We start from the raw sequence: 25143 nt of genomic DNA, 5'->3' as shown, positions 1-25143 counted from the left end.
GGAATTTGGTAATGCTATAGACCTCTGCCTGTATTTTTACCCTATGTTTTAGGATCGTGTCTTGTTGAGCATTAGATGAAATATTTAGCTTTTTAAGCATACATCTATAATAAGTTTTATTTATTAGATTATTATTCAGAGTGGGGTGTCGTTAGTGGATAAGAAACCTACGTTACTAATTACCGGTGCTAGTGGATTTACTGGACTTCACGCATGTGATTATTTTTCAAGATTAGAGTTTGACGTCGTAGCTATCACAAACATGAATTCATTTTCTAATAAGCAAATTAAATGCAGAACATGCAATCTATCTAATAATGAGTCAGTAAAGGAGTTAATTTCAATAACCAAGCCGGACTACCTCCTTCATTTGGCAGGTCAAAACGCTGTAGGATTATCCTGGGATAATCCCATTCAATCTCTAGAAGTAAACGCAATGGCTACAGCATACTTACTTGATGCTCTTAGAAAAGAGATGCCTTCTTGCAAAGCTGTCATTGTAGGTTCTGCTCTTCAGTTTGACCCAACGGCTCCAACTACATTTAACCACCCATATGGTCTGAGTAAGACCATTCAGGCCCTCATTTCTCAATTTTGGTCAAACCAATATAATATGAATGTTGTTGTTGCTAAACCATCAAATCTTATAGGTCCTGGTTTCTCTAACGGAGTTTGTTCCATTTTCGCTAAAAAAATTATAGATATGGAGAAAGCAGGGGATGAACAATATCTGAGGGTCAGTAACTTAAATAATCATTTTGACTTCTTAGACGTACGAGATGCCGTTAGAGCCTATGATTTTCTACTTAGAAAAGGAGAGAATGGACGTTCGTACAATGTCTCCTCTGGAAAAAATCATTCTTTACAAGATGTTATAAATATCTTCAAAAAGATAACTTCTATCAAGTTTCAAGTGAAAGTAGATGATACAAGTCCGTTAAATAATTTTGTTACTTTAAACCCTACAGCACTAACTGAATTGGGTTGGCAACCAACTATAACATTAGAATCTACTATCCAAGACATTATTGAATTTTATCGTTAAAGAACCTTTCTATCGTTAGAATCCCTTCCCCTTTACCTTTATGGAGAATCAAAATTCAAGTGCGTAAAAGTAACCATTCTCTTATAAAATCGGATGTTTTATGTAAATGAAGTTTCTGAGAAAGCATGTCACTTAAGAAGGTTTATGCATATTCTAATCAAGAGTGTGCTTTCATTAATAAACTTAAAATGATCATCTCCACCTTTTATTCACCTGCAAAAGTCGTAATTTAGACTACGTTTCACTTATGCTATTAAAAATTTTTTTCGGAGGGGAAACAATGGGTCCAAAAGTATCAATAATTATTCCTTTTTACAACTGTGCCTTTGTCGATCAAGCGATCGAAAGTGCCTTAAACCAAACTTATGAAAATATCGAAGTAGTTGTGGTAGACGATGGTTCAACGTCCCACACTGCGAAGATAGAGTCATTTAAAGATAAAATTGTTTATATAAGAAAAGAAAACGGCGGAACGGCTACTGCAATAAATACTGGTTTATTCGTTGCTACAGGAGAGTATATAGCTTGGTTAAGCTCAGATGATTATTTTGTTCCTGAAAAAATTTCTAAACAGCTAAACTTTATGACGCAAAAGAACATAGATGCCAGCTTTACTAACTTTGACTACATTAATAAAGATAATGAAGTTTTAATACCTTGGTGCTGTAAACGTTTCTCCAGTTTAGAAGAAGTGTATAACGCCTACTTAACGTATAATGCTATCAACGGTTGTACCATTCTTATAAAAAAGAAAATCTTTGATGAAATTGGGATTTTTTCTCCGGATTTTCGCTATACTCAGGATTATGAGATGTGGTTTCGTATGCTTGTTAATGGCTATGAAATCCATTATTATGATGAAGCACTTACAAAATTTCGTTCTCATGAACATTCGGGCACCAGCAGATACCAAAATGAGATGAGAGAAGAAATGAAAACTATCGAGTTTCATTACCGCCCTCTGCTGCAAAAATATATCAGCAAGTCAAAATCACACCCTTCGCAAAATTAGGTGAGCTTACTCTTCTATGATTACTCTTCCCCCCCTATTTATTCCTTTTATAAGCATTCCACTCGTTACTTTGATTTGATAAATGAAATGCATTATTAGGATGCAAGTTTATCTTTCATCCTAAAAACTTTACATGGAAATGTGTAAAGTTTGTTACATACAAATCTGTATGGGAACTTTAATAAAAATACTCTGTAAAAAATAATTATCTAAACTTGTTATTATATTTATCTACTATTAGCATTCAATCGTCCGTGCCAATTGCAAACTTTGGACATATTATAATAAATAGCAACTTTCAAAATGATAAAAAATTAAGCATATATCATCTATAATAATCTTAAGAAAAGAAGGGACTTACATGAAGGATAGTAAGCATTTGTCATTTGATGACAATTTAATTAAGTTTTTAAACGAAGTAAAGCCTAATTTACCTGTCAATTATAAGATACCTGATCCTGGGATTGTAAATATAATTCTTGTTCATACTAAATGAAGTGCTTTAGACGCTGAAAATTCTTATTCTTCTCCTCTTCCTATTGAATAGAGAGAAAATAATTAAAGGATGATTATAAAATGAATATTTTATTAGTTTCCTATTACCCCCTACCCTATACTGGAGGCGTTTGGACATTTGTCTCCTCACTCCAACAGTCACTGAAAGAGTCAGGTCATACAGTTCATGTCCTTAGTCAGACGCCTGATTTAAATAAATATCGAATCATTGGACAAAAGCCAGAAATAGATATTGAAGTTTTTTCCTACTATATTGAAGAAAAATTGCTTACTGAGCTTCCTTCACTCCCAGTGAAGAGTTGGATATACAACACTGAGTTATTTCGTTATAGCTTAGAGCTTTCGGCAGCATATTATAACCTTCAGCAATATGACCTCATACATGCGCTAGATGTCACAGCGGCAAACGCTATAAATCGAGTTAAACCTTCTCATACCCCACTTGTGACTAGTGCTCTTGGAAATCTGTCAAAAGATATTTTTTTCACACTCAAAACCATGCATCCTCATAAAACAGACAAACAAATAGAGGCCACATTTGAATATCAATATCACCAGGTAATTGAGAAGTTAGGATATGAGGCAAGTGATTTCATTCATAGTCCAACCGAATGGATGTCTCGTAATATCGTAGATAATTTTTCTATTCCTTCAGAAAAAATTGTTACCTTCCCATATGGAATCAATACCCAAAAATTCCATATGGATGCCATAGAAAGGCCATTTATCGGACCTAAGCAGAGGAGAAAAATTATCCTTTATATGGGAAGGCTCGTCTATTTAAAAGGCATTCATCACCTCTTAGATGCCCTTTCCCTCTTAAAAGAAGATAGAGAGGATTGGGAATGCTGGATACTGGGAGAAGGCGAAATTAAAGGGGAATTAGAAAAACAATGCATAAACTTAGATTTAAAAGATAAAGTTAGATTTTTAGGTGCATCCAATAATGTTCTCCATTTCCTTAGAGAAGCCGATATCTTTGTTCATCCTAGTATTCACGATACTCAGCCTTATTCTGTTATGGAAGCTCAGCTTACAGGCCTTCCTGTTCTTATTAGCAATACAGCTGGACTACCTGAAATGATTGAAGTCGGAAGAAGCGGGCTAGTCTCTTCTGTAGGAAACATTTATGAACTTTATGAGCAATTAAAGTACTTGCTTGCAAATGATTTCCTTCGAAAACAGCTAGCTTCTTGTACAAAAGAGTGGGCTCAAAATAAATGGGACCTTAGCAAAATGGTTAATAATTTTCTGTCGCTTTACGAACAAGCGGAAAAGCTTCGCACAGAAAACCAAGAAAAATAAAACACCAGATCCGAGAACAGATCTGGTATTTTATTTACTTACTAAGATTTAATCCGAGTGATTGAATCATTGAAATAAAATTCACACAGTATAAATCTGGGTTAAAATTTACCTTTACGTGCTCAAAAGCATTTTTACGTATTTGTTCTCTTAACTGAGAGTCTGCCATTAATTCTTTTGCCTCTTTAACAGCTTCGGTAACGTCACCTAATGTGTAGTATTTGCCTGTTTTATTATGAATAACGGAGCTTCTTACGCCATCGGAGTCAGTGGTTAAAACCGGACACTTACAACTCATTGCTTCAAGAAGAGAGTATGGAGCTCCTTCTACCTTTGAAGTAGAGCATAAAAACCCGCCTGATTCCCCTATCATGGAAAAATAAACGGCCATTTGATCATTCGGAACGTTTGCATGAAGAAAAAGATGTTTTTCTAAATCTAACTGTTTAATTAATTTTTCAAATTGAGCTCTTTCCTTAGCTTCGCTTAGAGTAGGGTCTTCAAACATATGTAATCGTATGTTTGAATTGTGATTATGGATTAATTCGCTACCGATTTTTAAGAACTCTCTCCAATTTTTGTTATCTTCGATTCGCCCAATCCATGCAATGTTAGGATGATGACTAGTGGGCACAGCTTTATAAGAGAACTGGTTAGTATCGAAACAGTTGTTGAAGCTAAACTTTGGAAGTGAAGGATAGAGTTCATCTAGTAATTGAACAATATGAGGAGTCTTTGGATTAAGAAATCCCGTAGCATAGTTATTGACAAGAGGTATAGCATCTGTAAGAGCGGATTTTGCTGTACTTTTCGGTCCGTATCCTTGTATTTCAATAATCATTTTTCCTTGGTATCCAAGTGATCTAAACCGAGGCAAAGCTTGAAAGTCTGAGACAATGACAATAAGACTATAATTTCCTTCATCAAGGATTTTTTTTATCTCATGGTCGTCATTCGTTACAAACGTTTGGGTCCCATGGTCGTTCATATTTTTCTTTCTATTTTCATAATAAAGACAATGAGCATTAACGTTGTACTTTTTAAGGGCTTTACACCTTTGACGATTTAACGTTTCTACTCCTCCACTCGGAACATAAAACACGAATAATATATTCATTTTGCCTCTCCACCCTTACTTATAGAATTAATAAACTTCTATTTCATATGTAAACCGTGTTACATATGTTAATAAATGTGATGTAAATTTAGAAACCATTATTTTCCCTGAAAACAGATTAGAGATTGTTAATTTTTGAAAGGAGAAGCGAATATGTCAAAAGTTTCTATTGTTGTACCATTCTTTAATTGCTCTTATATCGATCATGCACTAGATAGTATAACTAAACAGACATACACCAATATTGAAACTATCGTAGTAAATGATGGATCTACTAAGCATACGGATAAAATCCTTCCCTACTTAGATAAAATCACCTATGTTTCAAAAGAAAATGGTGGCACAGCTAGTGCTTTAAATACAGGAATTCAGCAAGCAACAGGTGATTATATATGTTGGCTTAGTTCCGATGATATTTATGATCCTCAAAAAATTGCCATACAATTAGAATCGATGAAAACTCATAATGCCTTTTTCAGTCACACAAATTACTACGCCATTAATTACAGAGGACGAATTATTAGTCCACCTTTAGGTATCCAAACGTTAAGTAAATTAGACCTTATCACTCGAATAAGTAAAGGAAATATTATCAACGGCTGCTCAATTATGATTCACAAAGATGTATTTAATCATGTGGGTCTATTCGATGAGACGCTTCTGTATACTCATGACTATGACTTATGGTTACGAATCATTCAAGTATTCGACTTACAATACATTTCCCATCCTCTGTTGCTATCAAGGATACATGAAAGTATGGGAAGTAAAAAATATGCTTCTTTTATTAAAGAAGAAAATAAAATTGTGATTAATCGTCATAAATACGTAATGGAACAACTAGCGCTAAGATATAAAGAAAGCTTTGAATAACAATTTAGTTAACAGTCCTTCTATAAGAAATGCGGATTTTCAGCTAAATTAGGTAAAGCGCCGAGCACCATGAAATCGGATAAGCATATTATAAAACATAGATAATAATGCAAAAATTTTGCTTTAAGAAAGGATGAATTCTATTGGCACTATCAAGTGAAGCAAGAGCAGCGTTGTTAAGAAACCTGCTTTCATTACCTCAAACAGTCAACACAACTACTACTTCTGCCACAGACCTTTTAAATGCTGTCAATCCTGCTACTACTGTAACTAACGCCTTAAATACTATTAATCCTACTACTGTCGTAACAGATCTTTTAAATACGGTTAACACAACTACAACTGGCCTTTTAAACACAGTTAATACAACCACAACTGATATCTTAAACACTACTACGGGTCTTGTAAGTACTACTACTACTTCTGCTAGTGATCTTTTAAGAAATCTTCTCTCCATATTAGCAGGACTACCAATTTCATCTGGTTCAGCCCCGATTAGAAACGACTTAAAAAATCGTGTTAATCAAACAGTTCAAATATCTACACCGAATGAAACCATTACAGGTGTTTTACTTGCTGTTTTATCAGACTACGTGGCAGTTGCTGAAAGTGACGGATCGTTAAACTATATCCCACTTTCTAAAGTTGAAACAGTATCATCACTTTGAGGAAGGAGTCATACTATGTTTGAAAGTACTTTAGTAGCTGAATTAACAAAGCGTATTGGTACACCAGTCGAAATTGCATTAGCAGATGGCTTTGTTGAAGGAATTATCACTGCTGTAACGAATGGCCTTATTACAATCCTTCAAACTGTGGGATATGGATATGGCGGAACTACTCTTCCTTTAACTATCGCTTTTCCATCAATTACTTCAATTAAAATTTCACCGGTTGCGTAAACTAGTCAAGGTTTTTTAAGAAATCACTCCAACTGGAGTGATTTCTTTTTGTAATACTTAACGGGTGTTCCCTTACGTTATAAACTGTCATATCTTCATATAAAAAGCGATGTGTTTTTATTAGATCATTTAATACACTTACATCCTCATACATTCGTCCCCCTTCAAAATCAATTAGAGGAAATCCCTTGTTTTCTTTTAAAGTCGCGGTACGATAGATGCGAGGTCCTAAGGGAAATACATAAGAAAGAAGGTCACTTCTATTAAGAATCATCCGTCCTTTCCTCAGTCCTTTATACCTTATATGTTCTTCTCCATTCTGCTTCCATGCTCTTAAATTCCCGTAAAGAACAGCTACGTCTTCCTTTAAATTTTCTAAATATCTTCTTATAGTGTAAAGTGCATCCGGGTCTAGCCAGTCGTCGGCATCTAACTCCATGACAAATTCTGTTTCAACGTATGTTAGGGCCTCATTAAGAGCTCTTGCTTTTCCACCATTATCTTTACTAAAAAACCTAAAACCTGGTGCATTTTCAAAGCTCTTTATAATTTCTAAGGAATGATCGTTTGATCCATCATCAACGACTAGTATTTGCTCTGGAAGACTACTTTGTAGAATGCACGAGTTAATAGCTATTCCTACGTAATTACCCATATTGTAATTAGCTATCATAACCGTAATTGAAGGAGGTATGTTCTGTGTTTCTAATTTTTGCTGATACTTTTCGATAAAATTCAATTTTTGAAGGTGACTACTGGTCTTATCTATAGATACCTGATTAACTAATTTATTGGGTGAAGGAAGGATAGATAGTTCATTTATTTGTGAAAGCCAAGATGGAAGAACTGATTCTTTAAATGGAAGATAACTCTTAGATAAGAAAGGGTTTTGTTTCAGAAAAGATGTTTTTATGAGAAAAGGTCTTTTTATAACTTTATTATTAATTATAAAATCGTAAGTCATAGCACCTTTTTTATCATTTAAAGTTAATGTGTGCTTCATTACATTATCATTCAAATAATCATAATTATACAAAAACATAACATATTCACACGACAATCCTTGAATGTAATAATTTAACGTTAATCCTAGGTCATTATTTATTAAGTTTATACATTGTATCTTTGTGTCTTCAAAAATCATTCCTGCTTGCAGTAAAGTCTCTGGTATGTCCAAGATTATAATTTCATTTATGCGGTTATTGATAAAATGTAACGAGTCCACGGCCTTTTTTATCGAACTTGAGTTTACATAACCAACTAAAAATATCTGAATATCCATCATTTATATTCCTCCGTCCTTAAGAACGCTAACTATGCTGCAGCTTCACGATACCTTATTTATTGTTTTTCATACCTTCAGTTTATGTGTATTGATCTATATGTATGGTTTAAACCTAAACGCTTTTTATAAAAAAGCATTCTTAATTGTATCTTGATTTAATTGAAAACAGTTTAATTAACCTTGTAAATTAATTAGTTTGTCCAATCACTAGATGACAATGTTTCATATAGTAATAGTACATGTATTTGTCAACTCAAAATCGGCTCTTACGGTCTTTTGGGGAAGATTCACATCGCATATAGATACATTTATCAAAATTTTTTTAAAATAATAAGTTACAATTGATATAAAATTCGTTTTTGTAACAAAGATAAACTTGCTCGTCCATACATAATACGCTTAAGTGCTTTTAAACGATTAACTTGACCTTCTAATACACCATTACTATAAGGTAAAAGGAAAGCATGTTTAATTGATTCTAAATCGCTTTTTAAACGGCATGCATATTGATAAAAAGGATGTTTCTTGTTAGTAAGTAGTTCTTCTAGCCACCTTAAAAAAGCTTGATAATTAGCTTGATCAACAATCTCACGATAGGCTTGTATGATACGGTAGATATCTTTTAAATGAGGTTCGCATGTAAAGCAGAATTGAAGTTTATTCTGCTCTTCTTTTTCAAGAGTTATTGCTTTTTTCCACATCCATCTCGCTATCTGTTTTTGAGAAATCTGATGTTCCTTAGATAGTAAAGGTTGATTTTTCTTTCGGTTTCGTCTTATCATTGCCACTCTTCTAGTTACAGCTGATTGAGACCCAGTATATCCTTTATCTCGAAGAAATGCTTCGATTTGTTTAACTGTATATTTCCTACTTTCTAGATCAATCATTATATGTAAATAAGGGTCAATTAGATGGGGACGAATAGAACATTTTTTAAGAGATGATGGTGATTTTATGTGTATATAGTTACTGACTGTTTCTCGGTTCAAATTATAAGATTTGGCTAGTGAACGAAGAGATTGACCAGCCCGGTGGGCTTCTTGAATCATTTGAATAAGTTTCCATTTATTCGTTTGACGAGTGTGCTTTTCTTGTTCTAATTTGGTTATCTTTAAAGGAACTGGCGTAGAATCTACGTATTGAATATAGGTTGAAACAGACCTTAATACGTATCGATTCAATTGTTCTTTTAAATTTTTTATAAAATGCCACCGATCGTATACTTGAAGAATCATTTTATTTGCAGCTGAAATCCCTTGGCGGAACCCACTATATCCATCTCTACTCACTACTTTAATATGTTTATGTTTTTTTAACCACGAAGTAATAGTGTTTGGTTTACGATTGGGTAGTACAGCAACTGGCTTGTGAGTAGTTAGATCACAAACTAAGGTTCCATATGTATGGCCTTTCCGAAAAGCAAAGTCGTCAATTCCCACAAAAGCAGACACCTTGTGGTCTACACTTGTCCGATGGATAATTGTAAGTAAAACGTCATGACTGACGGGAAGATAGATGGCTTGAGCTACTTTTTCTCCGGCTAGACAGCTTGCAGAGAAAGCTACTTTCCTGAGCGTTTCTTCAGCCCGAAGGGTACGCCTTGCGTTTGGTGCTAGCCAACCGTAGCGTTCTGTGAATACCTTACTTGGACAATTGAAATTTGTACAAAACCATTTCTTTGTAAGGAATACAAGAGATACTGGCTGGTTGGCAATCGGAAGGTCTTGTATGATACGACTATATCTACTGTGTGCCCGTGAACTTAATTGTTCACATTTGGGACAACATGCATTAGTAGCTGTGCTTTTTATAATTAATTGTAGGTGCTCGTTATGCAAAGAGATATTCAAAAGTTCTAGAGAATCATCCGGAGCTATCCAATTTATTTGACACAAGATTATTTACTCCTTTTCCTCCTACTATACTACAATAATCTTAAAAATACTCTTCCCCAAAAGACCGTAAGAGCCAGTTTTAGAGTACTAAATACAAGTACATAGAAAGGAGGTTAAAAATACCATGACAATATTATTAGATTCTAGAACATCTCAAAATGCTAGTATCGCTAACTCTATTTCTATTCCTATTACGCTTCTCTCCAATCCGGGTCTATTCGGTCAAATTGGCCTCAACGTTACAAGTGCTACAGGTGTTATACGTACTCAATTGAGTGGTACTGTAGCTTGCCAATTACCACTCCTCCCCGTCGCAACTACTGTTACAATCACTATTGTAAGAGGTACTGCCTTTAACAATCCTGTTGTCTATTCCTCATCGGAGGCATTAAATATTAACCTTTTAGGACCACAGCTGTTTACATTTACTGCTTCAGATTTTAATGTACCAAAACCCACTTCTAACCTTTTAGTTTACACTGCTTTTATCACTTGTAACATCCTAGGAACTGTGAGGGTTGGACCAGAAAGTTTTAATGGCGTTGCTTATTCGGATTAACATATTGCTTAATTTTATATAATAAAAAAGCTTTCGCTCTTACAAAAGCGAAGGCTTTTTTACTTTCTTTTATTTACTAAAATACGAACGAATAAATTTAGCTAAATGCATTCACAGAATAAAACCTTATCTTTATTCTGTTTCCCTATATAGGATTAAAACCATTGTCCTTCTTTGTTTTTACGCTCAGAAGATCTGGTACGTATTAAAGAATATCTAGTGTAACTAAGATAGCAATTAGTACTTGTAATAATACTTGAAGATTTACAGCAATATCTGTATCAGTAGCTGTAACATTTACGTTTGTAGAGTTTTCGATAATTGTCTTTTGAGTATTTTTTTGTTTAATACCAGCAAATTGTTTTAACTCTTCAACAATGCTGTCTCCTTGAGTATTATCGCCGATTGTAATACGTACTACTACTGCAATAGCAATTTGTAAAGCTACTTGAATAGTTGCTGCAATTTGAGTATCTGTTGTTTGTACTCTAACACCTTCTGAATCTTTAACAATAATTTTTTCAAAAGATTTTTGTTCAGTAGCAGCGATTTGGTCAGCTTCTTGCCATACGTCTCTACCACTGAATCGTTTATTTTCACAATGGTCTAGTGCTCTCCATTTTCTTCCACCCATTTTTCTCACCTCTTTTAATTTTTAATTAAAGAACATCAACAAGCACAATAATAGCTACTAGTACTTGTAACAACACTTGAACGTTAAGAGCTACGTCTGTATCAGTCGTTGTAATCTCTACGTCTTTAGAGTTTTCAATATAAATTTTTTGTTTATTTGTTTGCTCTATCTCAGATAGCTGTAATAAGTCTTGAAGCACACCATCATTTTGAGAAGTATCGCCGATAGCAATACGGATCACGATAGCAATAGCTACTTGGATAGCCACTTGAATACCGATAGCTGCTTGAGTATCTGTAGTAGTGACATTGATGTCACAAGAATCTTTAATCCAAATTAATTCATCTGATTCTTGGTCAATTAACGAAAGTTGATCCAATTCTTGAACTACTTCTGCATCAAAGCTTTCACTGCTTTCAAAGCTCTCACGACTATTATAGTAATCATATTCTGTAGATTCACTTTCATAGTGATCTACTTTACAGCCATCTTTACAATGCTTCTTAGAATCATCTTTTTTATGCCTGCATTTGGATTTTTTCTTTACATCGTAAGAATAATATTTTTTAGATGACATAACTAACACTCCTTTTTCATGGTATGTATTAATATATGAACATACCAATCAATAGGATTGGGCCAATTGACCATTGAGTGCAACCATTTTAAAAAACAACAAAAACGCCTATTTAATGGCGTTTATGAACGGTATAATTCATTTTTTCTTGTTGGAAGCATTTGTTTGTTGTACAAACTCATCTACTCGTTTCGACAAATCTTCAACCATTTCTTTGAGCATTTGTTTCTTCTCTTCAGATAGGTTTCCTTTGATTTTCTCTTTATCTATGCCATGTTTAGAAAAAACGTCGTTTACTAATAAGTCCATCAACTTATTTGGAACAATCTCCGGTTTTTTTGGTGAATCACTCATATTAATCGCTCCTTTTACATAAGGTCGTTATTCATAACAACATATGCAAGAATGGCATAAAAGGAAACAATTCCTCCCTGTTTTCACATGTCGTTGAAGCGATTTTTTACTCACTAATATTTTCTTTTAAATAAAACAGTAGCATTTCTATACTGGGGTAACTGTGATAGCCATATTCTTCTAAAAATTTAAGATAATAAAATAAATTTAACATCATATATTTGTACATAAGGTAAGTACCTTATGTTTTCAACAATTTTCTTAACAGTATTTATGAAAAGAGTTGAGTTAAATGGGAAAAAAAGCAAAGGTTGTGCATGTTGCAGGTGATTTTTTATCTCCAAGAGGAAAATCACGCCTAGCTACTTGCAGTATATGCCCTAGTCCTGTAACTGAGGAAAAGAAACTATTAAACTTCTTAATTAACCTCTCTAAAAAAATTGGTTCAAAACCTGTCTTGTATACAGGAGCAGATGACTACGTACAATTCATTTCCAAAAACAGAGACGAATTGCTAAATTACTTCTTGTTTTTATTACCTGATGATAATTTAATTGAGCAAGTACTTGATAAAAACAAAACTTACGAGCTCGCCGTCAAGCATAATATTCCATGTCCAAAAACATATGTAATAGATAGTAAAGAGGAACTTGAAGAGGCTATCTTAAATGTTGAATTCCCATGTATTTTAAAACCTGTTCTCGGCCACGAGTTCAGAAAGAAAATCAACAAAAAAGCAATTGTATTTGATACTCCTGAGCAGTTAAGGAATGATTATTGTTTTTATAGAGAATGCGGACAATTAGTTATTCAAGAACTGATTCCTGGAGACAATCAATGCTTTTATAAAGTAGCTACTCTCTATAATGAAAATATGGAACTACTTGCATTATTCTCCTTACAAAAAAACCATCAGTTTCCTGCCGAATTTGGAACAGGTGCTCATATCGTCAGCAAAAGAGTTCCTGAACTTATCGATATATGTCTCCCATTTTTTGAAGAAATAAAGCTCAAAGGCATAGGCATGGCTGAATTCAAAAAGGATCCAAGAGATGGAATTTATAAATTCATTGAAATAAACCCTCGCTTTTGGCTTACCCATAGTCTCACAGGCCCCTCAGGTATTGACTTTGCCTACACCTATTATTTATACCTCACTAACTAAAACCCAGAGCCTAGATTGAATCAAATAGACGGTATTAAATGGATTTACCTTATAAGGTATTACCTTACTTTCCTTCAAAAGAAAAAAACTTCCGAAATGACATTCAAAGATTTTTATCTGGGGCTGCAAGGTCAAAAAGAGTTTGCTCTATTTGCATGGAATGATCCAATGCCATTTTTCAGAAGCGCATGGTCTCATTTAGTTAATACGTGGAAACGTAAGCGAAAGGAATGATTACTATGTATGATCTTAAGGCGCTCTATTATCAGATTAAAGATTTAAAAATAGCAGAAAAACTTTCTTATTCGATGGGTGAGAAAATTACAGTTATCCCTTCAGAAATTAAGTGTTTAAAATCAACAAAACGAAGTAGTATATATAAATTACTGCTTCAAAGAAAAAATGGTTATTATCCAATTATCTTTAAGGTCTACAATTCGACAGCCTACAAAAATGAAGTAGAGATTAATATTTACAAAAAATCTTACCCCATTTTAAAAGAGTTTTTGCCTCGCATTTATCTTGTAGAAACAGTCAAAAATGAAACCTGGGTCTTTATGGAATTTGTTAATCAAATACGTGGACAATTGACCTTCTCTCCGTCTCACTTTCAATATATTATTCCCAGTATAGCTAAACTTCATGGTCAAACTTTTGAAAATAGGTTTAAAAAGAATGAAAACGTTTGGAGAGATTGGCTACCTGTTTATACTTCTACAAAAAAGAATAGGGCCAAATCTATGAATCAAACAGTTGACCTATTGCATGCAGCAATGAAAGATGATCGTATTGGCCATATTATAAAACCTTATTATTCATCATTAATTAAGCTATACAATAAAGGACCGGATTTCTTTCCTGAATTAACTAAAAATGGATTAGCTATTACGCATGGCGATCTACACATGCAAAATATATGTAGCAAAAATGTTACTGGACATACACCATGGCCTATTCAATTCATCGATTGGGAGTCAGCCAAATACGCTCCAGTATGGTTTGACATGGTTGTATTAGTGGAACTATTGTTAGGCTTCAGAAAAGACTGGCAACCAAATGCAGAGAAAATACGTACTCAGTGTGTGGGTCTATACGTGGCTGAAATGAAAAAACACGGAATTACCTTTAAAACAAACCCTATGATTCTTTATAAAATGGCCTATCTCCAGCGAACCTTGGAAAGAGGCCTTCACACTCAACTGAGAAGGATTGCTGATAACCGTGAAGGTGAACTTTTAAGTTACCATCTTGAAAAGATTTCAACATGGGGTAAAGAGTTAGGAATATATCAATAAATGCTTTTTTTATGCTGCTTTTAGACTATTAACTTAAAAATAGTCTAAAAGCCATTTTTACCTCAATGTACAAGCAATTTTTCTGTTTGAAAATAGAATATATAGAAACACCAATTTTAAACAAAGGTAGGGAATTCATTTGACTAAATTTTATTATGATCAAAATGATGAAAGTAAGCACTGCTTAAAAGCGATGTATGACCTTCGTAAGAACAAAGATGAAAAAGATAAATGCAAAGACAAGCACGAAAAAGATCATGGCAAAGATAAAGTTGTCTTTTACGAAAAAGACTATGCTAAAAATAAATGTAAGTGCAGTAAAAGTTATTACAATTAAGTTATTTAATTCTAACCCTAATTACTTATAACTAAATAATGAGTAAGGACTATTAGCTCTCGGGTTAATAGCCCTTTTCTTTTTTTACAGAATGTCTAAGATATAGCTGGAGTAATCAAGATACTTAAAATTTTCTAGTAATAAAAAACCACCATGCACAAAGTAAATTGTACATGGTGGTTTTTTTACTATTTTAGAAGCAACAGCCTTTATTGGATTTTTTATTTTGACTATTACAACCAATACAGAATGTCTTCTGTATAAAGACATTTAAAGTTCCTTCCGTAGTAGCAGAAGGATTCGAAACAGTTAATTTTTCAAAGTTTTCAACTTGAAAGGCTCTTGTAGAACCTGCAGGTATAGTCGCTGAGATCGGTAGTCTAGATCCTCTAACAAAAATTGATACCGTAAGACCAGTAGCTACACCAACGCCAGTAGCTGCAGCTGATAACTGAAGAAGCGTTTTGTTATGGTTTCTAGTAAAGTCTTCAAAAACAGTTACATCTATAGCATTAGCAGGAACTGCAATAGTTAATGGGATATTTCCTGTTAAATTGGTTCCAGAACCCTCAATTGTATGATTTTCAACAAAGAATTTTTCATTCTCTTTTTTCTTATTATATGAACCCTTAGATGGGTAAGCAGCTTCTACATAATATACTTCATCGTTTTTATTATGGTGACGATAGCTTTTTATAATAATCACTCCTTTTTTATTTATATACTATTTTATTCATTTGTTTATAAAATGTTTGTGTGCTTGTCCAATAATAGTCATTTTCATAAAAAAAGTGATTATTTGACTATCTAATTTCAGGTTAACAACACGTTAAAGGAATTATTTGTACGTAGAGATAAGGTAATTAGAGTAGAAATTTCGCAGAGGTTGGTTGTTTGATAAGCTAATAGAAACAGTAGTAGTGAAGTTTAAGGCGTAAACAAATATGTAAAATTCAAGTACAATACAATGCTTTAATTGCAGAATTTCACCCCCTCACCATTTGGTGAATAGAAAATGCATTCATGCATCATTACTTTAACAATTAGAACATTCACCTTTTGTTCCCTCTCAGGTGTCTTTCTGGAATCAAAAGGTGAATCTCCACACCTATACAAATACATATAATAAACTGTTTACAGAGTTAGTTTACGTTCATCAATCATTTTGTAAACTATATCTTCATTGTTTTCTAAAAGCTCTTTAGTAGTGGCACTATGGTTTTTGGCATGCCGAGAAAAATTCGCTTTGCTATACCATTGGTGACATAGAGGACAAGGTAATTCGTTTTCAACTTCATAATTAATTGACGTCCACCTAGTAGAAAAAAAAGGGGATTTATCTGTATTTTCCTTTGTATACGAAGTGTTTTCACGATGTATACGATTTTGTATTCGCTGTGTAGTTGCAGCAACTTCATTTGTACTAGCGTTGTATAGACCATCTTCTAATTCTTCTTTAATGAGCAAATATCCAGCTTCAGACATAGATAACCCTAACTCTTCACAACGTTGTCGAAATTGCTCATATATACTTTCAGGTAACCGAATGGGCAGAACCTTACTTGGTTCTTTTGCTTTTGATTGCCGAGCGTACTTATCCAATTTCCCCAACCTTATCACCTCATTTATACAATTTGTATATACATTCAATACAAGTCTTTATTGTTCCTGCTAACGCCTTAACTACATCCTGTATACGCTATGTAGTTAAGGCGTTTTAGAGTGAAATCTATTTATTTAATATACTTGGTGAATGAAGAGGTAAAAATTGTATCGATAATGCTCCTAAACAATGAGCCCGGATGATGCTAGTTATCAGTAGGATTCACCCTTAGGTTATAAATTCTATAGCACTTATACTATCATTAGGCGCTCATTTACCAAGTAAATGAATACCATAAGTATTGGAAGTTCTATTTGAAGAAAAAACTGAAAAACGTACAGTTATTTCAATATTTGTTAACAAACCTATATATAATCATTCCAGATAAAGAAGACACGTGTGAATGTATATGTTGGACAAAAGTCGCTAGAGTAATATTTCTTCATCTTTTCTTTATAAAAGCTATAAAAAGTCAAGTTATAATTAACTACTCTAATGTATAAAGAACCTCAAGGTTACCTTTCTTCTTTTATCCTTCTTGTATGTCTACTCTCCCCTTCACTGATTTAAGGTAGATGAAATTGCAATAAAAGGAGGTATTGACACTTGATACGTAGATACGTTCTCTGTAAAAAGATCTCTTACAAAAAAAAGAAACGAAAAGCTCATTGTTACAGATTACCCCATTCTGTATATGTTTCCAATTCACAATCTATATTGGTATTTTGTTCTATTCATAACCTCTGCAATCAAAAGTATAGAGGTCCTCGGGGGCTGCAGGGACCTCAGGGGTCTCAGGGGCCTCAGGGGCCTCAGGGGCCTCCACTCTCAGATTTAATTCCCTCCACTAATTTATTATATTTTACTTTTTCAGATGGTCAAAAACGCCTTTATACCAATAATGATGGGATAGCTCAATATGGAACCACTGAAATATTGGCACCTGAAGAAGCTTCTTATATCAATTTATTTATTAATGGTATTCTACAGCCTAATATTAATTATCAAATTCAAAAAGGAAGCTTAACTTTACTAACAGAAGAAGTGCCTTCAAAAGGGGTTCCTATTATTATCCAATTTGTGTTAATTAATAAGGAAGTATAAAAAAGTTTATAAATTCTAAGATAGTCATAAAAAAAGAACTGACTTCCCCAGTTGGGAAATCAGCTAAAAAATACAATACATTAGTTAGTTTACAACAAACTCAACCACAATAGGAGTAGCAGATGCAAGGGTGTCTCCATCAGGAATGGTAATAGAACTAGTAGTAACTGTTGAAGTATCACCTGTTTGAATTTGCCCGTTAATATAAAGATTATAATAAGCAGGAGCAGTTGGAAAAACTGTAGCAGCTGTTCCTCCATCAGTAGTAAAAGCTGTAGCAAGAATATTATAGGTAGCGCCAGTACCTGTTCCTGCTCCTGCAGTGCTACTAAACCTTAAAGAATTCATAAAGGGCTTAACGATTGGCATTTATAATCCTCCCTTCTTAATTATTGAATTATTTATCGCTCTTCTTTTTTAAAAATTTTAAAATGCTTCTTTACGAATACACTTTGAAATCATTAAAGGAAATATAAAACAACGCTAATTCTCTATTTATTATTCTTCTACTTTAATTTAGAAACGGCAAAAGACCTAAATGGTAAAAAGATTCTTCACCATTTAAAAATTTGGACTGCCTATATAGACTATTGACCGTGGCAAATAATAGAAATCTGACTATTAATAGATAGAGGGGATATTAACATTCTTTCTACATCCCATGCTTCGAAAGGGGAATAAGACATATGCCTATTATTAAACCTGTTTTTACAGCCACTAGTACAATTGCTGGAGATATTACAGTAGCAACAGCAACGAGTGTGGCTCCTACCCCAGCAAGATTTACAACATTTGTAACGGCCCCAATGGTTGCAGGAGGAGTCACATCGATACCTGCTGGAAGCTTTATTGATGATGTAGGAGCAACAATCACAGCTTTGCCTGATGTAACAGCTAATTCTTACGCTAATATATATATCAATGGAGTCATGCAACCTACTAATGTCTACACTTTATCTACTACAGCCTTAAATATTGATGATACTGTAACTGTTGGAGCACCTGTAATTGTAGAATTTGTTACTCACTCTGCAACTTCTACCTCAACTCCAACTAGTACGTTATCTGTCACTACCGTAATTAATACGTAATCCAATATAAATAATTGCTCTTTATATAGACTCGTAAAAAAGATTCTTTTTAAATATGCCTTTCATTGTCCAATCAACTTAAAACCCTATTCTATATACTATAGTGTAAGAAAAAAAAGGAGTGATTGATATAAACTTACAAGATATAAAAGGCCCTTATAATTTGGTGGCTGGCTTAGGAAGCTGGTGTGGCCCAGCGCTTTATTCCGAACGTCACGGTTTGAGAAGGCATTCGTTTCCCCTCGATTGGATGCAATCTCCTTATCTCCCCGATATAAATACATTATTAAGAAATAAATTTCAAGGTTTTATGGAAGCAGAAAACATAATTGAAAAAGACATACTCGCTAATTATATAGATGATAACGGGTACCCTATTTTTAAACCAGGAACTTCTGAATCAATAAGAGCTCATTATGTTACAGATATTAAATATAACATCGACTCTGTCCACGATTTCCCCATGATTCCTAATCAAGACTGGTCTGCCCAATATCCACCTTATAAAATAAGATTAGATCATCGTATTCAAACATTTCTTAATCAAATCGCGCAAAGTCAACGTACGTTATTTATAAGATATGAATGGATGCCCACAAGCTACGAAGACGTAATTAACTTAAAATCAATTTTAACAGACATGACTAACGGTAACTTTAATCTTCTGTTAGTTGAGACTGTTGACGAAGAATTACATGGAGTAAAAGACATGAATTTTGGAACACCTGAAGACAAAATTTGTTGGGTTCAAGTTTCGCGAGATAATTGCACCAATACTTCTGTTTGGAATGATTTATTAAGCGGCATAACACTATTAAATTAAACGTTACTCTTTTTTCCTATAATATATAAAAGAAAAGGGACAAGTATACAAGCAAACCTCCTTAATTTTCATATTAATATAATAGAAACATATAAAGGAGGTTACACTTTGAGTTGTTCTAAAAAAAGAAAGTGCTACTGTAGTTGTCTAAATTCCAAACCTTCAAGAAAAAAAGAAAAAAATTGTAAAAAAACAAAATGTGCAGAGAAAAATTATTTTTGTTCCAATAGATATAACAATGCACTTATTGAAACTGATACCAGACAACAGATCCTCAGTGATCAAGTTTCTGATTCAATCATTCTTGTGAAAAACTCCTGTGATGTTACTATTACTGCAACAGATACACAAACAGCCATATTTCTTCAAAGCTTCATACAAATATTAACCATTTTGTTACTTTCAATAGGTCTCGATGCCAATTCAATAAGGCTGTTTTTACAAGAAGTTTCCCAAACCGCAAGGTCACTTCAATTAAATAGACAAAGAGTTATCGTTAAAAACAGTAAAGGTGTCAATGTAACAACATCCAATAACGATATAGCTGTTTTTATACAAAATTTTTTACAAGCGTTGACCTTGTTACTAACTCCTTAGAAAACCATTGACCCTTTAATGACCTATTAATAGAGTTGTTGAAAATACTACGGGAGCAGAGTTATGACAGGTAGTATCTTCAATATACCCTCATAAACTAACTAACAGTGTACAAGCTATTGAAAATTCTTTGCTACTACAGCCTGTACACTTTTTATTACAGAGAAAGTTATCTAAAGCCACTACATTTATAGAATGCCTATATTACAACAAAAAGCAAAACACTTTTTATAACCTCTATGTAAACGATTTTCCATAACTATAAAAGAGTTTTTCATTCATCACAAATACATATGTAATACTCATAAAAAAGAAGCGTGTTAGCACACATTCCATATCTATGGACAAATAAGTAACGCTTTAAGAAAGAAATGGAGTAATTCATTAACTTATAAACTACCTATAAGTAAACGTTTTTTCTATCCGTATTTCCCATTTCTTAATGTAGCAAGTAATTGTTCTAAATTGTATTTTCTCGCAATAGGAAATAAACTTTTCCCTGGTTCTCCTTCATACTTCTGAAAAAGATCCAATATAATAGGTCGGTTTTCTTCATGAAATTTATCTATTTTGTAAAAGCTTTGTTTAACCAATTTTTCAGTTATTTTTATGTGCATTTTTTTATTCTGTTCTCGTATTAAAAATCGTTCTTTAGATTCTTGGGGGACAACATCTAAAAAAATAATAATATCGGCTTTACTAAAACGTAAATCATACGTATCTAGATATCCCCATCCCTCAACAATCCAACTTGCTGTATTTAACACCCTTTCTAACTTTTTTTTAAAGTACCTCTTTCGTTGCCTAATGTGCGATATTTTTCTCATTTTAGGTTCTCTAAACCACAAATCTAAATGATGGATAGGTATATGTAATTTTTCACCTAACTGTGCAGCTAGTGTAGTTTTACCCGAACAACAATTACCAAATATAACAATTTTACACATAAATATCACCTCAATTCATATATAAAATTAAATCAAGCTATTTATTACCATTTTTATACATATAATTATGCTCGCTACGTACAAAACACCATGAACCTTAATTGAAAAAGCTATCCAACAAATAAATTGTTGGATAGCTTTTTAGTTGCTACTTATTTTCTTATAACAAATTTAATAGTAACTTGAACCGATACCCCTTCTATACTTACTATCTGTACAACAGCTGAATCATCTCCTGCAAAGTTTACGTTAGGAATGTAAATGAACTCACCTGTCTCCGTGTTAAGTTTAAATTTACCGTTTTTCGTCCCCTTGAAGATTTGATATTTAAGAGGTAGGTTTTTGACTGTACAAGCATCAATTTCACCACATATTTTCTTGTTAATGGTTCCTTTTATGCATTGATCAGATACCTTTATAGGACATTTACCTTTTGATTTATTTTTGCGCGGATCTCGCAACGATTTCTTTTTATTTTTAGATTCACCAGGAACTGGTGTCGGTGCTGGCGATACTCTTCTTTCCACGATGAAAGTAAGTGCTGCTTCACTTGAAGCTCCATCCGAATTAGTGACCCTTATAATCACCCTATCGGTCCCCACAAAATTAACATTAGGAACATAAATGAACTGGCCTGTATTCTGATTAATTCTAAACTGGCCATTTTGAGCACCTGTTATGGCTTGATAAATTAGTGGTAAAGAATTTGGATCAATAGCAATGAGCTGACCAGTAGTAAGAGTATTAACAAATAACTTTATTACTTGCCCTACCACATTAGGAGGCTGAGGGTCTCTGCCTACTACAACTGTTACCACTACCAGTAATTCTGTTCCTAGATCATCTCGTACTAATACAGTAAAGGTATCCGTTCCTACAAAATTAGGCGCAGGCTGATAGACAAACCTTCCATTGGAATCAACGGTTACGCTACCACTTAAAGGCGCTGTTGCTAGTGTATAATTTAATGGACGTGCCAGCAAATTTGTTACCTGAATATTACCAACTACTTGAACACCCTGCAAAGTAGCAAAGGTATTATTTCCTGGAGTAATTATATTATTGCTTGCGGTAGAATTAACAGTAACAATTGAAAACGCTTGTTGTCCGTCACTGTTTCTTACAGATACCACAAATTGATCCTGACCAATAAATCCTAAATTTGGTGTATAACTAAACGTTCCATCTGATCGTAGTACAAGTACTCCATTTGTTGGTGGGGTAGCCACAGCAAAGCTAAGAGGTCTTCCAAGTGCATCTGTTGCGATGATTTGGCTTTCAATAATTTGACCAGTTGGTGTAGTTAAAAGCTGATCTTCAACTGTAATTGGATCATTAACTCCCTGAATCAAAACAGTAACACTAGTTGTTGCTGACTGACCAAGATTATTTGTAACAATTACTGTGAAAGAATCTATACCAGTAAATCCGAGGTTTGGCGTGTATATAAATGAACCATCCGGATTAAAATTCACTGTTCCGTTTGCAGGTAAACTCTGAATTTGATAGGTTAATGGATTACCTAGTGCATCAACTGCCGTAACTTGACCGGTAACAGGTTGATTCGTTACTCCTTGAAGCGTAAGAGGGGTAACAACAATGCTATCTTGTTGTTCTTGAACAACTATCCGCACAATACCAATTGCAGAGTCGCCTCTGTCATTTTGAATTAATACAGTAAAACTATCTACTCCAAAAAATGCTGGACTTGGTGTATAGCTAAACGTTCCATCTGCATTTACCACAGCTGTTCCATTGGATGGAGATGCATTTAAAGAAAATCTAATTGGTCTCCCAAGAGTATCAGTAGCCGATATTGTCCCTGAGACAGTTACACCTTGCTGAGTCTGTACTGTGACGTCTTGTGGTGTAATAGTACTTTGAACCGGATCAATTATAATTGAAACTGAAGCAATTGCTTGATCTCCTTGGTCATTTTGAACCAGAACGTCAAATTGATCTGTTCCACTCACACCAATAGTCGGTGTATAAACAAACGTTCCATCTGGATTTAAAATAACCGTTCCATAAGCAGGGAGATTGTTAAGGGTGTAGGTTAGTGGCCTATTTAGCTGATCTCGAACTGAAAGTTCACCATTTACACTCTGCCCTTCTACTGTTCGAACAATGGTATTACTGACTACAATTTGATTAGCCAATTGTGTAACAGTTATTTGAACCGTAGTAGCTGCATTTAAACCCGTTTCGTTTTGAACAGACACTGTAAAAGGATCCGTTCCGATGAATCCTGGATTTGGTGTATACGTAAAAGTGCCGTCTGGGTTTAGTATTAAAATTCCATTCACTGGTCCGCCAAGTAAGGTATAAGTTAATGCTTCTCCTTGTGGGTCAATAGCTGCAATACTTCCTGTTACAGGCTGCTGTTCGGTTGTTGATAGTGCTTGATTAGCTACAATTGGCGCCTGTTCTATCGGTCCCTGAGTGACAACAGAAATAGTTGCAACAGCTGTATTGCCAAGAACATCGCTTACAAGTACTTGAAATTGATCTGTTCCAAAGAATCCAGGATTTGGCGTATAGATAAATGTCCCATCTGGGTTAACTATGACAGATCCACTATTTGGATTAGACGTAAGCGTATAAAACAATTGGTTTCCACTCAAATTTGTAGCACTTACTTGCCCAGAAACTGGCGTATTGAATAAAGTCGTTATTTCACTATTTACCACTGAAATTCTGTCTCCTCCTACTACTGTCACAACAGCATTAGCAATACTTTGATTTCCAGCTGAATCTATAACAACGATATCAAAGATATCTTCTCCTGTGAATCCAGGATTTGGCGTATAAACTAAAGTTCCATCTTGATTTAATACAACAGTTCCATTTGATGGCGGAATGGCTACAGCATAACTTAATGGAGAGCCTGCTGGATTCACAGTAGCAATAGACCCACTTACAGGTTGATTTGCTAAAGTAGTTAAAGTTAGCCCTTCAGCGCTAATCGGTAAATTTTGAGACTGAACTTCTACAGTAATAGTTCCAAACCCCTGGTTTCCAAGAGGATCTCTGGCAAAAACAGAGAATGAATCTGTTCCTACAAAACTTGGGTTCGGCGTGTACGTAAATGTTCCATCTGAATTAATAATGGCAGTACCATTAAGTGGTGCTAAATTCAGACCATATACTAGTGGATCTCCTTCAGGGTCAAAGGCAGGAACTTGCCCTGTTACAAACTGACCCTGTACAGTTGATAGTGATAAATCTACGACAATCGGTGGTTGGTTCACTCGAATTACACTGATAGTTACAAGAGATTGTGCACTAGCTCCACGACTATCCCTTACCTCCACTGTGAAAGAATCCAAACCAATAAAATTAGGGTTTGGGGTATACAAAAAGGTGCCATCTGGATTTACCACAGCTGTTCCATTAAAAGGGGTACCCGATAAACTAAAAGTGAGTAAATTATCGTCTGGATCTGTGGCAAAAACTTGCCCACTAATTGCTACATTTTCTATAGTCTGAAGGATAACATCACTCGTAATTGGCGAATTGTTCACGTCAATAACTGTAACATTTACAATAGACACTGCTGTAAGACCTGTTGAATCTTCTACGATAACCGTAAATAAATCTGGACCTACATAATTAGAATTAGGTGAATATATAAAACTGCCATCTATATTTACTGTGGTGCTTCCATTCACTGGAGAAGTTCCTAAGCGATAAGTGAGCAGATCTCCATTGGGATCACTTCCTACTACCTGGCCAGTTACAGATTGATTTTCAAGAGTAGTAATCGAATAATTAGGTACAATGGGTGGCTGTTCAACTGGTATAACAATAACAAATACATTCGTAATAATAAACTGTCCAGTTGGATCGGCTATACGTACAGTAAACGTATCATTTCCAGCAAAATTCTCGTTTGGTACATAAGTGAATAACCCTTCTTGATTGATTACTGCTGTTCCATTAGTCGGTAAATCTTGTAAGGTGTACGTCAGGGGATCTCCTTCAGGATCAGTTGCTACGATTTGGCCTGTAACAGGGCTTTCTTCAAAAGTAGTAACCGTAATAACATCTGGACCTACTGGTGGATCATTTACTGGAAGAATCGTAATCGTGATGGTGGAAATGGCT

At 34.3% G+C, this 25143-nt stretch carries 24 protein-coding genes and 1 pseudogene; 14 read left to right on the top strand and 11 right to left on the bottom strand.

Annotation, left to right across the window (positions count from 1 at the left end):
- Positions 1 to 154: 154 nt before the first annotated feature.
- From NST66_RS28450 to NST66_RS28440, 3 genes are all read left to right on the top strand, one after another.
- A complete protein-coding gene (locus NST66_RS28450) occupies positions 155 to 1045 on the top strand; it encodes an NAD-dependent epimerase/dehydratase family protein (protein ID WP_310876645.1) in 891 nt (296 codons plus the stop codon).
- A 280-nt stretch (positions 1046 to 1325) separates the two neighbouring features.
- The gene (locus tag NST66_RS28445) at positions 1326 to 2057 is read left to right on the top strand and encodes a glycosyltransferase (RefSeq protein WP_310876646.1); all 732 of its coding nucleotides are present in this window, start codon (positions 1326 to 1328) and stop codon (positions 2055 to 2057) included.
- Positions 2058 to 2633: 576 nt separating this feature from the next.
- Positions 2634 to 3878, top strand: a complete 1245-nt coding sequence (locus NST66_RS28440; protein ID WP_310876647.1) for a glycosyltransferase family 4 protein — start codon at positions 2634 to 2636, stop codon at positions 3876 to 3878.
- Positions 3879 to 3912: 34 nt separating this feature from the next.
- Here the strand turns inward: NST66_RS28440 and NST66_RS28435 are convergent, their stop codons facing one another.
- Entirely contained in the window at positions 3913 to 4995 is a 1083-nt protein-coding gene (locus NST66_RS28435; protein ID WP_310876648.1) for a glycosyltransferase family 4 protein, read from the bottom strand.
- 153 nt (positions 4996 to 5148) lie between these two features.
- On the opposite strand from NST66_RS28435, the gene NST66_RS28430 reads away from it, so the two are divergent.
- The 3 genes from NST66_RS28430 to NST66_RS28420 all read left to right on the top strand — a co-directional run bounded on the left by NST66_RS28430 (position 5149) and on the right by NST66_RS28420 (position 6770).
- Complete coding sequence (locus NST66_RS28430; RefSeq protein WP_310876649.1) at positions 5149 to 5868, top strand: glycosyltransferase family 2 protein; 720 nt, start codon at positions 5149 to 5151, stop codon at positions 5866 to 5868.
- A 143-nt stretch (positions 5869 to 6011) separates the two neighbouring features.
- On the top strand, positions 6012 to 6536 hold the full coding sequence (locus NST66_RS28425) for a DUF2642 domain-containing protein (protein WP_098627439.1): 525 nt from the start codon (positions 6012 to 6014) through the stop codon (positions 6534 to 6536).
- A 15-nt stretch (positions 6537 to 6551) separates the two neighbouring features.
- Positions 6552 to 6770, top strand: a complete 219-nt coding sequence (locus NST66_RS28420) for a hypothetical protein (RefSeq protein WP_098627440.1) — start codon at positions 6552 to 6554, stop codon at positions 6768 to 6770.
- A gap of 1 nt (position 6771) precedes the next feature.
- Here NST66_RS28420 and NST66_RS28415 read toward each other — a convergent pair whose 3' ends face one another.
- Both NST66_RS28415 and NST66_RS28410 read right to left on the bottom strand, forming a co-directional pair.
- Positions 6772 to 8055, bottom strand: coding sequence for a glycosyltransferase family 2 protein (locus NST66_RS28415; protein WP_310876650.1), 1284 nt, complete (start codon positions 8053 to 8055; stop codon positions 6772 to 6774).
- 335 nt (positions 8056 to 8390) lie between these two features.
- Positions 8391 to 9950, bottom strand: coding sequence for an ISL3 family transposase (locus NST66_RS28410; protein WP_182031761.1), 1560 nt, complete (start codon positions 9948 to 9950; stop codon positions 8391 to 8393).
- Between the two features lie 124 nt (positions 9951 to 10074).
- On the opposite strand from NST66_RS28410, the gene NST66_RS28405 reads away from it, so the two are divergent.
- Positions 10075 to 10509: a hypothetical protein gene (locus NST66_RS28405; RefSeq protein WP_340843866.1), complete on the top strand. Its 435-nt coding sequence runs from the start codon at positions 10075 to 10077 to the stop codon at positions 10507 to 10509.
- Between the two features lie 205 nt (positions 10510 to 10714).
- On the opposite strand, the gene NST66_RS28400 is transcribed toward NST66_RS28405, so the two are convergent.
- From NST66_RS28400 to NST66_RS28390, 3 genes are all read right to left on the bottom strand, one after another.
- The gene (locus tag NST66_RS28400; RefSeq protein WP_098627443.1) at positions 10715 to 11143 is read right to left on the bottom strand and encodes a spore coat protein; all 429 of its coding nucleotides are present in this window, start codon (positions 11141 to 11143) and stop codon (positions 10715 to 10717) included.
- Positions 11144 to 11168: 25 nt separating this feature from the next.
- Entirely contained in the window at positions 11169 to 11720 is a 552-nt protein-coding gene (locus NST66_RS28395) for a spore coat protein (protein WP_098627444.1), read from the bottom strand.
- Positions 11721 to 11858: 138 nt separating this feature from the next.
- Complete coding sequence (locus tag NST66_RS28390; RefSeq protein ID WP_098627445.1) at positions 11859 to 12074, bottom strand: spore coat protein; 216 nt, start codon at positions 12072 to 12074, stop codon at positions 11859 to 11861.
- Positions 12075 to 12366: 292 nt separating this feature from the next.
- On the opposite strand from NST66_RS28390, the pseudogene NST66_RS28385 reads away from it, so the two are divergent.
- The 3 genes and pseudogenes from NST66_RS28385 to NST66_RS28375 all read left to right on the top strand — a co-directional run bounded on the left by NST66_RS28385 (position 12367) and on the right by NST66_RS28375 (position 14871).
- Positions 12367 to 13473 (top strand): annotated as a pseudogene (locus NST66_RS28385) (carboxylate--amine ligase).
- Positions 13474 to 13478: 5 nt separating this feature from the next.
- The gene (locus NST66_RS28380; protein WP_099000285.1) at positions 13479 to 14534 is read left to right on the top strand and encodes a phosphotransferase; all 1056 of its coding nucleotides are present in this window, start codon (positions 13479 to 13481) and stop codon (positions 14532 to 14534) included.
- Between the two features lie 139 nt (positions 14535 to 14673).
- Complete coding sequence (locus tag NST66_RS28375; protein WP_310876652.1) at positions 14674 to 14871, top strand: hypothetical protein; 198 nt, start codon at positions 14674 to 14676, stop codon at positions 14869 to 14871.
- Between the two features lie 193 nt (positions 14872 to 15064).
- Here the strand turns inward: NST66_RS28375 and NST66_RS28370 are convergent, their stop codons facing one another.
- Positions 15065 to 15577, bottom strand: a complete 513-nt coding sequence (locus NST66_RS28370; RefSeq protein ID WP_052191924.1) for a hypothetical protein — start codon at positions 15575 to 15577, stop codon at positions 15065 to 15067.
- 428 nt (positions 15578 to 16005) lie between these two features.
- Complete coding sequence (locus tag NST66_RS28365) at positions 16006 to 16491, bottom strand: hypothetical protein (protein ID WP_261764045.1); 486 nt, start codon at positions 16489 to 16491, stop codon at positions 16006 to 16008.
- A gap of 589 nt (positions 16492 to 17080) precedes the next feature.
- On the opposite strand from NST66_RS28365, the gene NST66_RS28360 reads away from it, so the two are divergent.
- Positions 17081 to 17578, top strand: coding sequence for a DUF4183 domain-containing protein (locus NST66_RS28360; protein ID WP_310876653.1), 498 nt, complete (start codon positions 17081 to 17083; stop codon positions 17576 to 17578).
- A gap of 84 nt (positions 17579 to 17662) precedes the next feature.
- Here the strand turns inward: NST66_RS28360 and NST66_RS28355 are convergent, their stop codons facing one another.
- Positions 17663 to 17947, bottom strand: a complete 285-nt coding sequence (locus tag NST66_RS28355) for a DUF4183 domain-containing protein (protein ID WP_154974766.1) — start codon at positions 17945 to 17947, stop codon at positions 17663 to 17665.
- A 317-nt stretch (positions 17948 to 18264) separates the two neighbouring features.
- Between NST66_RS28355 and NST66_RS28350 the strand changes: the two genes are divergently transcribed.
- The 3 genes from NST66_RS28350 (at position 18265) to NST66_RS28340 (ending at position 20089) form a co-directional block, all read left to right on the top strand.
- Positions 18265 to 18669: a DUF4183 domain-containing protein gene (locus NST66_RS28350; RefSeq protein ID WP_028412740.1), complete on the top strand. Its 405-nt coding sequence runs from the start codon at positions 18265 to 18267 to the stop codon at positions 18667 to 18669.
- A 121-nt stretch (positions 18670 to 18790) separates the two neighbouring features.
- On the top strand, positions 18791 to 19492 hold the full coding sequence (locus NST66_RS28345) for a DUF1796 family putative cysteine peptidase (RefSeq protein WP_310876654.1): 702 nt from the start codon (positions 18791 to 18793) through the stop codon (positions 19490 to 19492).
- Positions 19493 to 19600: 108 nt separating this feature from the next.
- Positions 19601 to 20089, top strand: a complete 489-nt coding sequence (locus NST66_RS28340; protein WP_310876655.1) for a spore coat protein — start codon at positions 19601 to 19603, stop codon at positions 20087 to 20089.
- A gap of 419 nt (positions 20090 to 20508) precedes the next feature.
- Here NST66_RS28340 and NST66_RS28335 read toward each other — a convergent pair whose 3' ends face one another.
- Both NST66_RS28335 and NST66_RS28330 read right to left on the bottom strand, forming a co-directional pair.
- Positions 20509 to 21036: an adenylate kinase DNA topology modulator gene (locus NST66_RS28335; RefSeq protein WP_310876656.1), complete on the bottom strand. Its 528-nt coding sequence runs from the start codon at positions 21034 to 21036 to the stop codon at positions 20509 to 20511.
- Between the two features lie 152 nt (positions 21037 to 21188).
- Positions 21189 to 25143: Ig-like domain-containing protein (locus NST66_RS28330; protein ID WP_340843865.1), on the bottom strand; the 3955-nt coding region annotated here is incomplete at its 5' end.

Source organism: Priestia sp. FSL W8-0524 (genome assembly GCF_038005965.1).
GTDB classification, from domain to species: domain Bacteria; phylum Bacillota; class Bacilli; order Bacillales; family Bacillaceae_H; genus Priestia; species Priestia zanthoxyli.
The sequence above is the reverse complement of the archived record's forward strand: the minus strand, read 5'-3'. Positions and strand labels throughout refer to the sequence as shown.

What these genes read in the sequence shown, in the direction of transcription:
- NST66_RS28445 (WP_310876646.1), top strand. Translation starts at nt 1,326, where the DNA reads ATGGGTCCAAAAGTATCAATAATTATTCCTTTTTACAACTGTGCCTTT.
- NST66_RS28440 (WP_310876647.1), top strand. Translation starts at nt 2,634, where the DNA reads ATGAATATTTTATTAGTTTCCTATTACCCCCTACCCTATACTGGAGGC.
- NST66_RS28435 (WP_310876648.1), bottom strand. Translation starts at nt 4,995, where the DNA reads ATGAATATATTATTCGTGTTTTATGTTCCGAGTGGAGGAGTAGAAACG.
- NST66_RS28430 (WP_310876649.1), top strand. Translation starts at nt 5,149, where the DNA reads ATGTCAAAAGTTTCTATTGTTGTACCATTCTTTAATTGCTCTTATATC.
- NST66_RS28420 (WP_098627440.1), top strand. Translation starts at nt 6,552, where the DNA reads ATGTTTGAAAGTACTTTAGTAGCTGAATTAACAAAGCGTATTGGTACA.
- NST66_RS28415 (WP_310876650.1), bottom strand. Translation starts at nt 8,055, where the DNA reads ATGATGGATATTCAGATATTTTTAGTTGGTTATGTAAACTCAAGTTCG.
- NST66_RS28405 (WP_340843866.1), top strand. Translation starts at nt 10,075, where the DNA reads ATGACAATATTATTAGATTCTAGAACATCTCAAAATGCTAGTATCGCT.
- NST66_RS28400 (WP_098627443.1), bottom strand. Translation starts at nt 11,143, where the DNA reads ATGGGTGGAAGAAAATGGAGAGCACTAGACCATTGTGAAAATAAACGA.
- NST66_RS28395 (WP_098627444.1), bottom strand. Translation starts at nt 11,720, where the DNA reads ATGTCATCTAAAAAATATTATTCTTACGATGTAAAGAAAAAATCCAAA.
- NST66_RS28390 (WP_098627445.1), bottom strand. Translation starts at nt 12,074, where the DNA reads ATGAGTGATTCACCAAAAAAACCGGAGATTGTTCCAAATAAGTTGATG.
- NST66_RS28380 (WP_099000285.1), top strand. Translation starts at nt 13,479, where the DNA reads ATGTATGATCTTAAGGCGCTCTATTATCAGATTAAAGATTTAAAAATA.
- NST66_RS28355 (WP_154974766.1), bottom strand. Translation starts at nt 17,947, where the DNA reads ATGCCAATCGTTAAGCCCTTTATGAATTCTTTAAGGTTTAGTAGCACT.
- NST66_RS28350 (WP_028412740.1), top strand. Translation starts at nt 18,265, where the DNA reads ATGCCTATTATTAAACCTGTTTTTACAGCCACTAGTACAATTGCTGGA.
- NST66_RS28335 (WP_310876656.1), bottom strand. Translation starts at nt 21,036, where the DNA reads ATGTGTAAAATTGTTATATTTGGTAATTGTTGTTCGGGTAAAACTACA.